This window comes from Pseudomonas sp. GQ91, assembly GCF_059758795.1.
In genome coordinates, this window is the sequence record NZ_JCAXED010000004.1 from 216,407 (window position 1) to 232,728 (window position 16,322).

At 59.3% G+C, this 16,322-nt stretch carries 14 protein-coding genes; 12 read left to right on the forward strand and 2 right to left on the reverse strand.

The genetic code is table 11. From position 1 onward, the window contains the following. The first annotated feature begins 180 nt into the window (after window positions 1–180). From AC6CIA_RS07860 to AC6CIA_RS07870, 3 genes are read left to right on the forward strand one after another with little or no spacing between them, the layout of a single operon-like run. Window positions 181–1,965: an IlvD/Edd family dehydratase gene (locus tag AC6CIA_RS07860; protein WP_498311381.1), complete on the forward strand. Its 1,785-nt coding sequence runs from the start codon at window positions 181–183 to the stop codon at window positions 1,963–1,965. Window positions 1,966–1,992: 27 nt separating this feature from the next. Continuing rightward, complete coding sequence (locus AC6CIA_RS07865; protein WP_498311382.1) at window positions 1,993–3,210, forward strand: fumarylacetoacetate hydrolase family protein; 1,218 nt, start codon at window positions 1,993–1,995, stop codon at window positions 3,208–3,210. Between the two features lie 17 nt (window positions 3,211–3,227). Further along, window positions 3,228–4,811, forward strand: coding sequence for an aldehyde dehydrogenase (NADP(+)) (locus AC6CIA_RS07870; protein WP_498311383.1), 1,584 nt, complete (start codon window positions 3,228–3,230; stop codon window positions 4,809–4,811). Between the two features lie 814 nt (window positions 4,812–5,625). On the opposite strand, the gene kdgD is transcribed toward AC6CIA_RS07870, so the two are convergent. Then, the gene (kdgD, locus tag AC6CIA_RS07875; RefSeq protein ID WP_498311384.1) at window positions 5,626–6,537 is read right to left on the reverse strand and encodes a 5-dehydro-4-deoxyglucarate dehydratase; all 912 of its coding nucleotides are present in this window, start codon (window positions 6,535–6,537) and stop codon (window positions 5,626–5,628) included. 378 nt (window positions 6,538–6,915) lie between these two features. Here kdgD and AC6CIA_RS07880 point away from each other — a divergent pair, with 378 nt between their 5' ends. The 5 genes from AC6CIA_RS07880 to AC6CIA_RS07900 all read left to right on the forward strand — a co-directional run bounded on the left by AC6CIA_RS07880 (window position 6,916) and on the right by AC6CIA_RS07900 (window position 11,455). Continuing rightward, window positions 6,916–7,422, forward strand: coding sequence for a TRAP transporter small permease (locus AC6CIA_RS07880; RefSeq protein ID WP_498311385.1), 507 nt, complete (start codon window positions 6,916–6,918; stop codon window positions 7,420–7,422). Next, complete coding sequence (locus AC6CIA_RS07885) at window positions 7,422–8,705, forward strand: TRAP transporter large permease subunit (protein WP_498311386.1); 1,284 nt, start codon at window positions 7,422–7,424, stop codon at window positions 8,703–8,705. Before AC6CIA_RS07880 ends, AC6CIA_RS07885 begins: the two co-directional genes overlap by 1 nt. 28 nt (window positions 8,706–8,733) lie before the next feature. After that, complete coding sequence (locus AC6CIA_RS07890) at window positions 8,734–9,732, forward strand: TRAP transporter substrate-binding protein (RefSeq protein ID WP_498311387.1); 999 nt, start codon at window positions 8,734–8,736, stop codon at window positions 9,730–9,732. Window positions 9,733–9,813: 81 nt separating this feature from the next. Continuing rightward, a complete protein-coding gene (locus tag AC6CIA_RS07895) occupies window positions 9,814–10,617 on the forward strand; it encodes a carbon-nitrogen hydrolase family protein (RefSeq protein ID WP_498311388.1) in 804 nt (267 codons plus the stop codon). A 37-nt stretch (window positions 10,618–10,654) separates the two neighbouring features. Then, on the forward strand, window positions 10,655–11,455 hold the full coding sequence (locus tag AC6CIA_RS07900; RefSeq protein WP_498311389.1) for an HpcH/HpaI aldolase family protein: 801 nt from the start codon (window positions 10,655–10,657) through the stop codon (window positions 11,453–11,455). A gap of 86 nt (window positions 11,456–11,541) precedes the next feature. Here the strand turns inward: AC6CIA_RS07900 and AC6CIA_RS07905 are convergent, their stop codons facing one another. Next, on the reverse strand, window positions 11,542–12,441 hold the full coding sequence (locus tag AC6CIA_RS07905; RefSeq protein WP_498311390.1) for a LysR family transcriptional regulator: 900 nt from the start codon (window positions 12,439–12,441) through the stop codon (window positions 11,542–11,544). Window positions 12,442–12,553: 112 nt separating this feature from the next. Here AC6CIA_RS07905 and AC6CIA_RS07910 point away from each other — a divergent pair, with 112 nt between their 5' ends. The 4 genes from AC6CIA_RS07910 (at window position 12,554) to AC6CIA_RS07925 (ending at window position 16,315) form a co-directional block, all read left to right on the forward strand. Further along, window positions 12,554–13,225, forward strand: coding sequence for an RraA family protein (locus AC6CIA_RS07910; protein ID WP_498311391.1), 672 nt, complete (start codon window positions 12,554–12,556; stop codon window positions 13,223–13,225). Window positions 13,226–13,298: 73 nt separating this feature from the next. Beyond that, window positions 13,299–14,354 (forward strand): TRAP transporter substrate-binding protein, encoded by a 1,056-nt coding sequence (locus AC6CIA_RS07915; RefSeq protein ID WP_498311392.1) that lies wholly within the window; start codon window positions 13,299–13,301, stop codon window positions 14,352–14,354. 62 nt (window positions 14,355–14,416) lie between these two features. Continuing rightward, a complete protein-coding gene (locus tag AC6CIA_RS07920; protein WP_498311393.1) occupies window positions 14,417–15,034 on the forward strand; it encodes a TRAP transporter small permease subunit in 618 nt (205 codons plus the stop codon). Next, a complete protein-coding gene (locus tag AC6CIA_RS07925) occupies window positions 15,035–16,315 on the forward strand; it encodes a TRAP transporter large permease (protein ID WP_498311394.1) in 1,281 nt (426 codons plus the stop codon). It abuts the gene before it with no gap. Window positions 16,316–16,322: the final 7 nt, after the last annotated feature.

Genomic DNA, 16,322 nt, shown 5'->3' on the forward strand with positions numbered 1-16,322 from the left:
CAGGCCGACCTCTGCTCCTTACAAGTGCACGCAATGCCCATTCGAGTATCGATATTGGGTCTTTACAAAATTACTGTTACCGGTAACATCGAGTCATTCGAACGCCCTTGAGCCTTCCTCTCCAGCGTCTCCCGCGGATGTTCACCTTCCGTTGATGTGCCCCTAACAAGAGATAAAACCATGCCTGAAACCACTCCTCTGCCCCTGCGAAGTCAACAATGGTTTGACGACCCCAGTCATGCCGACATGACCGCGCTCTACGTCGAACGCTTCATGAACTACGGCATGACCCGCGAGGAGTTGCAATCGGGCCGCCCCATCATCGGTATCGCTCAAACCGGCAGCGATCTCGCGCCGTGCAACCGCCACCATCTCGAACTTTCGCAGCGCACCAAAGCGGGCATTCGCGATGCCGGGGGCATTCCGATGGAGTTCCCCGTGCACCCGATGGCCGAACAAACCCGGCGCCCCACCGCCGCGCTGGATCGCAACCTGGCTTACCTGGGCCTGGTCGAGATTCTGCATGGATACCCGCTGGATGGCGTGGTGCTGACCACGGGCTGCGACAAAACCACGCCCGCCTGTCTCATGGCGGCGGCGACGGTGGATATGCCGGCGATCGTATTGTCGGGCGGCCCCATGCTCGATGGGCACCACAAGGGCCAGTTGATCGGCTCCGGCACCGTGCTGTGGCATGCGCGCAACCTGCTGGCCAGCGGTGAAATCGACTACGAAGGCTTCATGGAGATGACCACCGCGGCCTCGCCTTCGATCGGTCACTGCAACACCATGGGCACCGCGTTGTCGATGAATGCGCTGGCCGAAGCGCTGGGCATGTCGCTGCCAGGCTGCGCGAGCATTCCGGCGGCCTATCGTGAACGCGGCCAGATGGCCTATGCCACCGGCAAGCGCATCGTCGACATGGTGCGCCAGGATATTCGGCCTTCGCACATCATGACTCGCGAAGCCTTCGAGAATGCCATCGCCGTGGCGTCGGCACTGGGTGCCTCGACCAATTGCCCACCGCACCTCATCGCTATCGCGCGGCACACCGGCGTCGACCTCAGCCTGGAAGACTGGCAACGCGTCGGTGAAGACGTACCCCTGCTGGTCAACTGTATGCCCGCCGGCAAATACCTCGGCGAAGGTTTCCACCGTGCGGGCGGTGTGCCGGCGGTGATGCACGAACTGAAGAACGCCGGCCGCTTGCATGAAGCATGCGCCACAGTCTCGGGCAAGACCATTGGCGAGATCGTCAGCCACACCGCCGCCAGCGACACGGATGTCATCCATGCGTATGAAGACCCGTTGATCCAACGCGCGGGGTTTATCGTGTTGAGCGGTAATTTCTTCGACAGCGCCATCATGAAGATGTCGGTGGTGGGCGAAGCGTTCCGTAAAACCTACCTGTCCGAACCCGGCGCGGAGAACAGCTTCGAAGCCCGCGCCATCGTGTTTGAAGGCCCCGAGGACTATCAAGCGCGCATCAACGATCCGGCCCTGGACATCGACGAGCGTTGCATCCTGGTCATTCGAGGCTGCGGCACCGTGGGTTATCCGGGCAGCGCCGAAGTGGTCAACATGGCACCACCCGCTGCACTGATCAAACGCGGCATCGACTCCCTGCCCTGCCTCGGTGACGGGCGCCAAAGCGGGACCTCGGCAAGCCCCTCGATTCTCAACATGTCGCCTGAAGCCGCTGTGGGCGGCGGGATAGGTTTGCTGGAAACCAATGACCGTCTGCGCGTCGACCTCAATGCGCGCCGAGTCGATCTGCTGGTGGATGAAAGCGAAATCGCACGCCGCCAGGCGGCGTACACACCCTCCATTCCAGCCTCGCAAACGCCGTGGCAGGAAATCTACCGACAGCAGGTTGGCCAGCTCTCGACCGGTGGCTGCCTGGAACCCGCGACCTTGCACTTGCGCGTCATCGCACGCAGCGGCGACCCACGCCATTCCCATTGATTCGTTCTTTTACAGAGGGTAATGCCCATGTCCCAACCATCCGCTGTAACGACATTGTCGGCGTTGAACGTTCCGGCCCAAGACCTGGCGCAAGGCACCTGGATCAGCCGCGCCTGGGTGCCCGGTGCAGCTGCAGGGCCCGCCGTCGTGTTGCTCAGAGATGCGCAGGTCTATGACATCAGCGCCCGAGTGGCGACCGTTTCAGCGCTGCTTGAGCTGGATGATCCCGTCGCCTACCTGCGCAACTTACCGCTGGAGGCGCCATTGATCAGCTTTGACGCACTGCTCATCAACAGTGATGCATCCGTTCGCGACGAAACACGGCCCTGGCTGCTGGCTCCGATCGACTTGCAAGCCGTGAAAGCGGCTGGCGTTACCTTCGCCACCAGCATGCTTGAGCGGGTGGTCGAAGAGCAGGCCAAGGGCGACCCGGCCAAGGCCGACAGCATTCGTGCCACGCTGGTCGAGAGCATCGGTGCCGACCTTGGAGAAATCGTACCGGGCTCCTCCCAGGCCGCCGTGCTCAAGGAAGTGCTGATCAGCCAGGGCATGTGGTCACAGTATCTCGAAGTCGGCATCGGCCCGGACGCCGAGATATTCACCAAGGCCCAGCCGCTGTCAGCGGTGGGTTACGGATCGGACGTGGGTATTCACCCGAAATCCGGTTGGAACAATCCCGAGCCGGAAGTGGTACTGGCGGTTTCCAGTCGGGGCAAGGTCCAAGGCGCTACGCTGGGCAATGACGTCAACCTTCGCGATTTCGAAGGACGCAGTGCGTTGTTGCTGTCCAAAGCCAAGGACAACAACGCGTCGACCGCGCTGGGGCCATTTATCCGGCTGTTCGATGAAACCTTCGGCATCGAGGACGTGCGTTCGGCGGAAGTCGCACTGCGTGTGGTCGGCGAAGACGGTTTCGTCATGGACGGCAGCAGCTCCATGAACCAGATCAGCCGCGACCCGTTGGACCTGGTCGCTCAAACACTTAACGAGAACCACCAGTACCCGGACGGCTTTGTGCTGTTTCTCGGCACCCTGTTTGCGCCCAAGCAAGACCGCGACCTGCCCGGCGCAGGCTTTACCCATAAAGAAGGTGACATTGTCGCCATCAGCAGCGCCAAGTTCGGCACGCTGGTCAACCGGGTCACCACCAGTGATCGCGCGCCCGCCTGGCAGATGGGTTATCGCGCCCTGCTCGACAACTTGAACGCCCGTGGCCTGGTTTCTGCCGCGATCAAGCCACGCTAGCCAAAGTGAGCACTTCCATGAATGCATTGACCGGCCATAACTTCATCAATGGCGCGCGCAGCGCCGAAGGTCACTCGCGCCTGCGCAGTTTCGACGCCACCACGGGTGATGAACTTGCGGGCGTCTTTACCGAAGCCACTCGTGAGGAAGTGGACGCTGCCGCCCAGGCGGCTTCGGCTGCGTACCAAGCGTATCGCACACTGCCCGCCACGCGACGGGCGGAGTTCCTCGACGCCATCGCCGATGAACTCGACGCCCTGGGTGACGCATTCATTGCCACGGTCTGCCGCGAAACGGCACTGCCGGCCGCACGTATTCAAGGCGAGCGCGCCCGTACCAGCGGTCAAATGCGACTGTTTGCCACGGTGCTGCGACGCGGAGATTTCTACGGTGCACGTATCGATCGCGCCTTGCCTGACCGTCAGCCCCTGCCCCGTCCCGACCTGCGCCAGTACCACATCGGCATCGGCCCGGTCGCCGTGTTCGGCGCCAGCAATTTCCCCCTGGCCTTCTCCACGGCGGGCGGCGATACCGCCGCTGCGCTCGCGGCGGGTTGCCCGGTGGTCTTCAAGGCGCACCCAGGCCACATGGCTACGGCGGAATGGGTCGCTTCGGCAATCATGCGCGCCGCCGAACAGACCCAAATGCCGTCCGGCGTGTTCAACATGATTTACGGCGGCACGGTCGGCGCCTGGTTGGTCCAGCATCCTGCGATCAAGGCCGTGGGTTTTACCGGCTCGCTCAAGGGTGGCCGAGCCCTGTGTGACATGGCGGCGGCGCGGCCGGAACCTATCCCGGTGTTCGCGGAGATGTCGAGCGTCAATCCGGTGCTGGTGCTGCCAGAGGCGCTCAAGACGCGCGGCGCGAACATCGCCGCCGAGCTCAGTGCCTCGGTGGTCCAGGGTGCGGGGCAGTTCTGCACGAAGCCTGGGCTGCTGATTGGAATACGCTCGCCCGACTTCGATGCGTTCCTCGATGAGCTGACCCGGCAGATCAACGCCCAGCCGACACATACCCTGCTCAACGCCGGCGGGCTGTGCAACTACGCCGATGGCCTGGCCCGCTGGCAGGACCATCCGCAGCTCCACCATCGAGCAGGCAACCCTCAAACAGGCGGTCAGGCTCACCCACAGCTGTTCGAAGCGGACGCCGAATTGCTGATCAATAATGACGAACTGCTTCAGCATGAAGTGTTTGGCCCGGCAGTCGTGGTCGTAGCGGTAAATGACCGGCCACAGCTGCTGCAAGCCCTGCAAGGTTTGCAAGGACAATTGACGGCGACCCTGATTGCCGAACCGCAGGATCTGGAGGTCTTTGCCGAGTTGATTCCCTTGCTGGAACTGAAGGCGGGTCGCCTTTTGCTCAACGGCTACCCGACCGGCGTCGAAGTCTGCGATGCGATGATGCATGGCGGCCCCTACCCGGCCACCTCGGATGCCCGTGGCTCGTCCGTGGGCACCCTGTCAATCAACCGTTTCCTGCGGCCGATATGCTTCCAGAACCACCCTGACAGTTTGCTTCCACAAGCGCTGAAAAACGCTAATCCACTCGGCATTCTGCGCCTGGTAGACGGCGTTGGCACACGCGAGCGTTTGCTTTAATTTCGGCGTACAGGTGGTCGCGTCGCCTCAAGCCCCCTGGCCGGTCCACAGTTGGCTATGCGCAATCGTCACTTTGCGTGCTGACGACGACATACGACCGATCAGTAGGCGGTAAAACCGCGCGCTACATTGATCGATTTTTGACTCTTTATAAACTTGGACGGGAGCAGTTCGCATCTCTCCAAAGAAAGTCAAATTGACGGCGGATGTTCACCGTCGAGCGATACCCACTTCAGATTGAACGACTGCTTTGGCCGACGTCTGTCGGTCACGGCAGGCCGGAGTCGCCCCATAGTTGGCGCTTGCCGCCCCGCCTTAAACATCAGCCAAAAACCGTGATAATTCTTGAAAGCTTGGTGCTGTTGTTTGGCAGAGCCTACGGATATATCGAATCGCTCCGTGACACCAAGATTTTGCCCCACGCAGCATTTGCAAACATGGAGAAGCAAGCGCGGGTGAATTTCGAAACGATCAATACCCGGCTAGCAGCCAACGCCCGAAGGCCTGATCTCGTCGCCCCATCGTGGAAAGCGAAAGAGTAAGGCCAGGATCTATATATCTAAAGGGGAGATCGGTGAACGCATTACAGGCGATCACCGGCGAGCAATGAGCCACGGCATTGGGCTGCGCATTACCGCTACAGGTGTTGCGCCGTTCGCGACAACAACGGTACAACTGTCGTGCGAATAAAGACGTGTTCGAAAACTCCTACAGCTGAAAAAGCAAAAAGCCATGCAAGAGCTTCACCCTTGCATGGCGTCGCGTAACGATCTCAAAGACGGCTGAAAGATCGCGGTTTGGAGATCATGAGCGGTTATCGATTGCGTTGCTTATCCATCAGCGCCGCGAGCATTTCGTACTCTTGCGGCGTCAGGTCTGTAAGCGGTGTGCGCACCGGGCCGGCGTCATAACCAGCAATTTTTGCCCCGGCCTTGACGATACTGACGGCGTAACCGGCTTTGCGATTACGGATGTCCAGGTAGGGCAGGAAGAAGTCGTCGATCATTTTGCCGACGGCGACCTGATCTTCCCTGGCAATCGCGTGATAGAAATCCATCGCCAGTTGGGGCACGAAGTTGAACACCGCCGACGAGTACACCGGCACCCCTAGCGCCTTGTAGGCCGCCGCGTAAACTTCAGCGGTCGGCAGACCGCCCAGGTAGGAGAAGCGATCACCGAGGCGACGGCGGATCGAGACCATCAACTCAACATCGCCCAAGCCATCCTTATAGCCGATCAGGTTCTCGCAGCGCTCTGCCAGTTGTTCAAGCAGCGGAGCGGTCAGGCGGCAGACGTTGCGGTTGTAGACCACCACGCCGATCTTGACCGATTTGCACACGGCCTCGACGTGGGCCGCCACGCCTTCCTGACTCGCCTCGGTCAAATAGTGCGGAAGCAGCAACAGGCCCTTGGCACCCAGCCGCTCGGCCTCTTGCGCATACTCGATCGCCTGGCGTGTGGAGCCACCGACACCCGCCAGGATCGGCACACTGCTGGCGCAGGTGTCGACTGCGGTTTTGACCACCGAACTGTACTCGTCAGCCGCCAGGGAAAAGAATTCGCCGGTGCCGCCTGCAGCAAAAAGCGCACTGGTGCCATAAGGCGCGAGCCACTCCAGACGGCGCGCATAACCCGCGGCGTTGAATTCACCCTGGTGGTCAAAGTCGGTCAGCGGGAAAGAAAGCAGCCCCGAGGAAAGAACGGATTGGAGCTCAGAGGGAGTCATGATTTGTCACCTGTTATTGTCATTGGAGAAACAATTGAAGTCATACGACATCATATAACAGCAAAAAAAACAACTCTTTCGCCCATTTAAGAACCGACAAGCGCGGGTATGAAAAATCAACTTCACCGCACTGATTACTATCTCTTATCTCAGTAATAAGAAGATTGACTCAGCTAAAGGCGTTAATCCGTTGACATAATCAGGACACAAATGAAGACTCATTAAAGGTCATACGACGACGTATAACTAATAATAAAAGGTGGTCTTACTTATGCTCCGTTTGCATTTTCTTGCAACGCGCTCCTATCGGTTCAGGAGCGCGCCAGCAACAACACCTCGCTTGCGCCCCGCCCCCGCGACCCACGGAGGGCATGCCTCATGAAAGAGCTCCTGAGACTGTACTTTCTGACACTTAAAGTGTTGATCGTGGCGTGCCTGATTTGCATCACCGGGCTGATATTCACCAACGTGGTGTTGCGCTACGGCTTCAATTCCGGACTGTTCTTCAGTGAAGAAATCTCCAGGCTGGCATTTGTCTGGCTGGTCTTCGCCGGCTCTCAACTCATGCTGCACGAGAACGGACATATCGGCGTCGACATCCTGACCAGTCGTGCCTCGCCCAAAGTTGCCAAACACCTGTTGACCCTGACATACCTGCTCATGCTGTTCGCCACCAGTTTGTTTCTCCAGGGCAGTTGGAAACAGACATTGATCAACCTGAATGTCGGAGCGCCTTCCACCGGTATCTCCATGGGCCTGTTCTACGGCGCAGGGTTGGTATTTTCGGTGTTCAGTACTGTTCTGCTGTGTGCGCAATTATTCAAACACCTGGTCACACCCGCTGGCGCATCGCTGTCGGTCACCGCACAAGGGGTAGCTGAATAATGGCCCTGGGCGTATTTGTCGGCGTGCTGATGGCCGCCATTCTCGTGGGCGTACCGATCGCCTACTCACTGATTCTCTGCGGCGTCGCCCTGATGTGGCTGCTCGGGCTGTTCGATGGCCAGATCATTGCGCAGAACATCATCAACTCGGCAGGCAGTTTCCCGCTGCTGGCCATTCCCCTGTTCATCATCGCCGGCGAGGTCATGAACAGCGGCGGCCTGTCCAAACGCATCATTAACCTGGCGATTTCTCTGGTCGGGCACCTGAGGGGCGGGCTGGGCTACGTCACCATTTTTGCCGGCGTGCTGCTTTCCAGCCTGTCCGGTTCGGCGCTGGCCGACGCCGCGTCACTGACTGCACTGTTGTTGCCGATGATGGTCATCGCCGGATACAACCGTAATCGATCCGGCGGTCTGATCGCTTCGGTCTCGGTGCTGGGTTCGATAATTCCGCCGAGCATTGGCTTTGTGGTACTGGGAGTCGCCTCTGGGTTGTCGATCACCAAGTTGTTTCTCGCGGGGATCGTACCGGGGTTGATGATTGCCATGGCGCTGGTCATCGCCTGGTGGCTGGTATCGCGCCGTGACAACGACGTGCAACTGAGCCCCAAGGCCTCCGGCAAGGAGCGCATGAAGACGTTCGTCGACAGCATCTGGGCGCTCATGCTGCCGGTGATCATCGTGGCGGGCCTGCGCTTTGGCGTGGTGACGCCCACCGAAGCCGGGGCCGTGGCGAGTGTCTATGCGCTGCTGGTGTCGTCGCTGATCTACCGTGAGCTGAGCCTGAAATCCTTTGCCGAACTGTTGCTGCGCGCCGGAAAAACCACTGCCGCCGTGATGTTCCTGGTGGCTGCGGCATCGATCCCGGCCTGGATGATCACTATCGCCGACATCCCCGGACAGATCATCGACCTGATTCAGCCGGTCATGGACAACCCGAAATTGTTGATCGTGGTCCTGATGCTCCTGATCCTGGTGATCTCCATGGTCATGGACCTGACACCGACGGCGCTGCTGCTGGCACCGATTCTGGTACCCGTGGTCACTGCCGCAAACATCGACCCGATCTACTTTGGCGTCCTGTTCATGATCAATTGCTCCATCGGCCTGATAACGCCGCCCGTGGGCACGGTGCTCAACGTGGTCTGCGGCATTGGCAAGATGCGTTACGAAGCGCTGCTCAAAGGCACTTTCCCTTTCCTGATTGCCGAAATCATCGTGCTCTTCCTGCTGGTGATGTTTCCTCAACTGGTCACGGTTCCAGCCCAATGGTTCGCCCACTAAAACATCAAACAAGAAGAGAGGAATAACCATGAAAAAGCACCTGAGCGTGATGGCTGCCCTGCTGCTGGCCAGCAGCGTAAGCTTCGCCGCCGAGTACAGCGCCCGCACCATCAAATTCGCGGCCACCAGCCCCAAAGGCACGCCACCGGCGATCGGCATGGAGCTGTTTGCCAAGAAGGTCAATGAACGCAGCGGCGGCAAGATCAAGGTTCGCACCTTCCCCAATGGCGTGTTGGGCGGTGACGTCCAGGTGCTCTCCTCGTTACAGGGCGGCGTGGTGGAAATGATGACTTGGAATGCCGGCCTGATGCTCAATCACGTGACCGATTTCGGCATTCTCGATTTCCCGTTCATCTACACCGATACCGCCAAGGTCGATGCGATGCTCGATGGCGAAGTCGGCAAAATGCTGATCGATCAGTTGCCGGAGAAGAAGCTCGTGGGCCTGGCGTTCTGGGAACTGGGCGTGCGCAACCTGACCAACAACGTGCGACCGGTGCAGAAGCTCGAAGACTTCGCCGGCCTGAAGATTCGCGCTCAACAATCGCCGTTGTTCCTTGACGTGTGGTCGGCGCTTGGGGCAAACCCGACGCCCCTGCCCTTCACCGAAGTTCACACCGCACTGGAGACCCACACCGTGGACGGCCAGGAAAACCCGGCGGCGTTGATCCTCGCCTCGAAGTTCAACGAAGTGCAGAAATACCTGAGCCTGACGCGTCACAACTACAACCCGCAGATCGTGCTGATCGGCAAGCCTTTCTGGGACACGCTGAACCCCGACGAGAGAGCGCTGCTGACGGAGGTCGCCCTGGAAGTGCGGATTGAACAGCGGCAGATCTCCCGCGCCGCGGACAGCAAGGCGATTGCCGAGCTTGAAAGCTCCGGCATGAAGGTCAACGACCTGCCCCCTGAAGAAATCGCCCGCGTTCAGCAAAAAGTCCGTCCGGTGATCGAAAAATACGCCGCACAGATCAACCCCCAACTGCTGAAAAAAGTCTACGAGGCGGTGGATTACCAGGCGCAATAACGACCCTCGTCCCACGCTCGGCCCCGCGCTGAGCGTCGCATTGCACCGACGCACACCTACCAATCAAGAGGAACCAAACCCATGAAGATTTCCGTCGCACAGATCCACCCGGTTGCCGGCAACCCGACACAAACCATCGAGAAAGTCGCCGAGCTGTCGCGCCAGGCAGCAAACGAAGGCTCGCGTCTGATCGCCTTCGCCGAATGTCTGTTGACCGGAGGCTCTTTCGACAGCCGCGAAGACCTGGAGAAAGGCGCCATCAGCCTTGATGCTCTCGACCCTCTGCTCGCGGTCAGCGCTGAAACCGGCATCTACCTGGTCGTCGGCTTCTACGAGAAACACGACGACCTGATCTTCAACACCGCTGCGCTGATCGGTCCCAAAGGCGTCGTCGGCCTGCATCGCAAGCGCCACCTGCCGTTCATGATTGGCGACCGTTTCACTGACCGGCCGCAGGAATGGACAGCACCGGTTTTCACCACAGATATCGGGCGTATCGGCCTGGCAATCTGCTACGAAATCCGCTTTCCCGAGGTCATTCGCACCCTGGCCCTGGAAGGTGCCGATATCGTCATCCTACCGGCCGCCTGGCCCGAGCAGGCGCGCCTACTGCCGGACATTTTCAGCACCGTGCGCGCGGCTGAAAACATCGTCTACTTCGTCGCGCCAAACCGTAACGACATGGACGGTGGCATGCAGTTTATCGGCATGAGCCACATCATCGAACCTTCCGGCAAAACCTTGATCCGCGCGGGCGAGGAAGACGGGGTATACAGCGTCGAGATCGACCTAGCCAAGGCACGCGACAAGTCGTTGATACGCGACCCTGGGGTGTTCGAGATCCATCCCTTCCGCGACCGTATGCCAGAAACCTATCGCCTTTGAAGCGCCAGCCACCGATAACGCAGGTCAGGTAATTGCAATGCACAACAAGATCGCGTCACTGAAAAATCGAATGGCGGAAGGTCCGACGTTCGGCATGAACATCTACAGCACCTCCTGCATGGCCATCGAGGTCGCTGGCAACTGGGGGCTGGACTTCGTTTTTATTGATGCCGAACACACCGCCCTGGGTGTCGACCGGGACATGGAGAAATTGATTCTGGCGGCTAACCACGCGCGCATTCATAGCCTGGTACGGGTGCGTGGCACCCTTGAATGGGACATCCGCAAAGCTCTGGAGATGGGCGCTTCGGGGGTCATCGTGCCGCAGGTACACACTGCCGTGCAGATGCGCGACATCATCCGCTGCAGCAAATTTCCACCGCTTGGACGTCGTGGCGGTGACAGCTCGGTTCGCTCGGCGAACTACGCGGGTCCGGGGTTTGACTGGGCCCTTTACACCGAGGCCGAGAACGCCCGCAGCGTGATAGTGCCCATGGCCGAGAGCTACGAGTTCTTCGACAATATCGATGAAATTCTCGATGTCGAAGGCATTGACGCCGTGCATTTTGGCCCGGCGGATTACTCGTTGTCCCGCCAGTTGCCGGTGGACTATCGATTGGGCCATCCGGAAGTCCAGCAACGCCTGGCACTCCTGATCGAGAAATGTCATCAGCGTTCGATCCAGGTCATGGTGCCCTGCTTCCCCGCCGACGCAGAAACATCCCGGCGGCTTTTGGAGATGGGCGTAGACATGTTGCTGATGGGCAGCGATCTGTCCTGGCTGAACCGGGCCGGGCAGCAGATCGCCGATATTCAAAAGTTGCTGCGAGCGGAATAACCCGGCGGCCACGTTCATCAACTGCGATTAAACCAAAGGCCGAATCAATTAACCTGATTCGGTCTTTATGATCTGCCTGCAAGTTATTAGTTGACCAGAAAGTTCTGACGCAACAAGGTCTCCCGGGCAAGCGCAACTAACTCGTCAAGTTGCACATCAGGCCTTTCCGTTACATAAGACAAACAGAACCGCGCCGGTTCAATCGGCGGATTGCACGGCAATATCTTCAGCAAATCAACCGCCAACATATCCCGGATCAATGGCACGGGAAGAATGCCAATCGCGTACCCGGCCGAGATCATTTTCGCGATAAACGCCAGGGAATTACTCGAATGGAACGCCTCGGACACATTACCGCCCTCTTTCAACCATCGCTCAACCACCGAGTACAGGGTCGAGGGGGCGGAATGCGTGACGATGGGGTAAGCACAGGCATGTTCCGGTAGAAACGCACCCTCTTCGATGTCCAATTGCGCGGCAGCCACCCACTGAAATGTCATCCAGCCTAAAAAGATGTCGGTGACCTCATCTTTCGTCATCGGGTTAGTCAACAGCGCCAGATCCAGCTCGTGGTCATTGAGCTTCTGATTGAGCACCGCCCCCACATCAATGGTGATTTCGAGGGTGATTTCTGGGAAATGTGCCTTGATCTCGGCAATCACCGCCGTCAGCCCGACCATCGCCGAACACTCATCGGCCCCCAGACGCAAGCGGCGATTCTGCTTTTGTTTGGCAGCGAACTGCTCGAGCTTGACGCTGTTGTTCAGCGCCAGCTCAGCATGTTGCAGGGCGATCAGGCCATCGGCGGTGATGATCATGCGTTGCTTGCTGCGGTCGAACAGTTTGACGCTCAACAAAGACTCCATTTCCCGTATTCGCGAGGAAATGGCCGGTTGCGTTAGATGTAGATGGCGAGACGCGGCATGCACGCCTCCTAACCGGGCAGTCCAATAGAACGCCTCGATCTGCATCAGGGTAATTCTCATGATAAAAATTGTCCTGGACTTGTCGCGTTGATTTTTATTATCGCCTCAAAATCCTGCTTGTTAGGATGGACTCAATGTATCAGACATTCATCAAAAACAAGTAAATGAGCGCATGTATATTATTGAAGAACTGCCACAGCAAATCACCAGCGAAGAACTTTCAGTTCTTCTAGACGCCGAACCCGCCACCATCGGCCATTTCATTACCAACGGCATCTTGGATACCCGGATAAAGGCTCACTTCCAGGATGTTAGAGCGGTGGGCACGGCCATCACTGTAAGAATGCCCGGGGCGGATGGCGGGATTCTGCATTACGCCATGGGCTGCGCGCGGCCCGGTGATTTCCTCGTAGTGGATCGCTGCGGCGAACGGGTGACCGCCGCCATGGGCGGTGCAATGGCTTACGCCGCGAGGCAGGCCGGCATCGCCGGGATCATCATTGATGGTTTCGTCACCGATCTGGGGGAGTTGCGCGAACAGGGTGTGCCGATCTGGTCCTGGGGTGCCAGCGCCATCACTACGCGGGTCAAGGGTGAGGAAGGCGAGTTTTGTACGACGATCCAGTGCGGCGGTGTGGTGGTGCATCCCGGTGATGCAGTGGTCGCCGATGAGAACGGCATTGTGGTGATTACCCCCGGGCAGGTGCTCGCCCTGGCACGGCGGGCCATCGAATTTCAGGCACATGAAAAAATCACCCTGGCGCGCCTGGCAAACGGCGAGAAGTTCCCGGATGTCGTAGGCTCGCGCTCCATCATCGACGCTGCCATTCAGCGCCGATCCTGAACAACAAAATTCCCGTTCATGTTGCTGTTCCGTTTCTGCCATGTAGCCACCTCAAAAAAACAAAAGGACTACCATGAAACCGTATCAGATGGGACCCTGGATTCTGGCCATGCTCAGTGGCCTGCTCCCCTGCGCCGCGCTGGCGGAAACCGTGCCACCCACTCACTTCAATGTGGTTGGCGGCGGCAGCCACAACTACACCTTCCGCGCGGTGGAAAAGCCGTTCTGGAACGTCGCGCTGTCCGACAGTTCTGGCGGGATGCTCACGGCTCGGGTCAGAGGCCTTTCGGAAAGCGGCCTGAAAGGTCCCGAGATGGTGCGCCTGATTCGCTCCGGCGCGGTTGAAATCGGCATGGGGGTGTTTGCCTTCGTCGCCGGCGATGACCCGTTTTTCGAAGGCATCGATCTGCCGGGCATGGCGGCCGATATCGACACCGCCCATCGCGTCTCGACGGCCTTCAAACCGGTGCTGGCCGAACGCATGGCCGAGCGTCATGGCATCAAACTGTTGGCGACCATTCCCTACACGGCGCAGGTGTTTTTCTGCCGCACGCCTGTGTCATCGATCGACGACCTCAAGGGCCGCAAGATTCGGGTTCGCGGCCGCAACATGTCCGACATGGTCAAGGCACTCGGCGGCTCGCCCATGACGTTGCCATTCGCCGAAGTCGTGACCGCCATGCAGACCGGCGTCATTGACTGCGCGGTGAGCGGCATTGGCTCAGGCAATGCCGCTCGCTGGTACGACGTGGCCAACCATCTCTACAACCTGCCGGTGGACTGGTCGATCGGTTTTTATGCCATCGGCCTCAAGCGCTGGCAAGCGTTGCCCGAGCCGGTACAACGCTTGCTCGAAGAACAATCCCGAGTGTTGGAAGCGCGCGCGTGGGAAGAAACCGGCACAGAAAATCGCTTTGCCCTGGCCTGCAACATCGGCGCCCCTGACTGCCAGATTCATCACCCCGCAAACATGCAAGTTCAAACCCCGACGCCCGCCGAAAGGCAGGTGCTTCAGGACGCCGTGCTCAACATCGCCAACAACTGGGGCAAACGCTGCGGGACGCCCTGCGTCGAGCGCTGGAACGCCACCGCCGGCAAGGCCATGGGCGTGCGCCTGGAAACGCCCTGACCGCGCCTGCGAAACCTGCCTTTTCGCGCCATGAACTCATCCCGCTTGCGGAGAACCGCGTTATGAAACCTTCCGAATCGTCTGGTATCAGGCTTGTAAACAGCGTCGCCCGGCTCAGCTCCTGGGTCGGCGGAATCGCGCTGATGGGCACCGCGTTGATGATCGGCATCGACCTGATCCTGCGCAAAACCATCGGCGTGTCCATGGGTGGCGCCGACGAAATAGCCGGTTATGTCCTGGCCATTGTCAGCACTTGGGCCTTTCCCGTCGCCCTGCTGAAACGCTCGCACATCCGGGTCGACATTCTCTACGCGCGACTCTCGCTCAAAAAAAGGGTCTCGCTGGACCTGCTGGCCTTGGGCGGCATGGCGCTTTTCGTCGGCACCCTGCTATTCCACGCCGGCGGCGTGCTGTGGAATTCCATCCAGTACCGTTCGATCTCCACCACCCCGCTGCAGATTCCTCAGTGGCTGCCGCAATCCATCTGGTTCGCAGGCTATGTTTTTTTTGCCCTGACCATTGTGGTGTTGGCCTGCACCAGCCTCAGCCGGCTGCACCAGCAACGATGGGCGGCGGTCAGCACCCTGATCGGGATCAATTCCGTCGAAGAGGATATTCAGGAAGAAACTCACCACCCCGTCCCGGGGTTCACGACTTCGCCGTCCACTGGAGAACGTTAGATGCTGGCCTTTACTCTTTTCACTCTTTTGGCCCTGCTAGGCCTGAGCGTGGCCGCGGCTGTCAGCGTCGGCCTGCTGGGCATGTCGTTGTCTGAGCTGTTTTCGACGTTGCCGCTGAGCAACGCCATGGGCGAAATCGCCTGGAGTACCAGCGCCGAATTTCTCCTGGTGGCCATTCCGCTGTACATCCTCATGGGCGAGCTGCTGGTGTGCTCAGGCGTTGCCGGGCGTATGTATGGCGCCGTCTCCAAGTGGCTATCGTGGCTGCCCGGCGGCTTGATGAACGCGAACATTGGCGCCTCGGCGCTGTTTTCGGCCACCAGCGGTTCCAGCGTGGCCACCGCCGCGACCATCTCGACCCTTGCCCTGCCGGAGCAGGAACGCAAAGGCTACTCCGCCCCGCTATTCCTTGGCTCGATCGCCGCTGGTGGCACCCTGGGTATTTTGATTCCGCCGTCGATCAACATGATTCTGTTCGCGCTGATCGCCAATCTGTCGGTGCCCAAGCTGTACCTCGCCGCGACGATACCGGGGATTCTGCTCAGCTTGATGTTCGTGACGATGATCGTGGTGGCCTGCCTGGTCCGACCAGGACTGGGTGGCAGGAAGGAACATTCAACCTGGGCAGAACGACGGGCGAGCATTCCGGACCTGCTGCCACCGCTGCTGATTTTCGTGCTGGTCGTCGGCGCGATCTACAGTGGCTTCGCGACCGCCAGCGAGTCGGCCGCGTTAGGCGTCATCGCCGCGTTTTCCCTGGGCCTGTGGCGCCGCGCATTCACCTGGCAGAGTCTGGGTCGGGCGTTTGAATCCACCCTGCGCACCACCGGAATGATCCTGTTCATTACCCTGTCGGCGTTCTTCCTCAATTTCGTGCTGTCGTCCATCGGGTTGACCGCCACCCTGGTCAGCTTTGTGACCGACCTCAATATGTCACCGATGGGCACGCTACTGGCCATCATCCTGTTCTACATTATCCTGGGCTGCTTCATGGATACGCTGGCCATGTTGATCACCACAGCACCGCTGGTGGTACCGGTCATCGTGGCACTGGGCTTTGATCCCCTGTGGTTTGGCGTGATCCTCATCATCCTGTGCGAAATGGGCCAGATAACTCCGCCATTCGGGATGAACCTGTTTGTGGTGCAGAGCATCCGCAACAAAGGCAACTTCCTTGACGTCGTGTACGGGGCCCTGCCTTTCTGTGTCGTGTTGCTACTGTTGATCGCACTATTGATCCTGTTTCCGCAGCTCGCACTTTGGCTTCCGCAGTTTGCTTGAGGCCGCA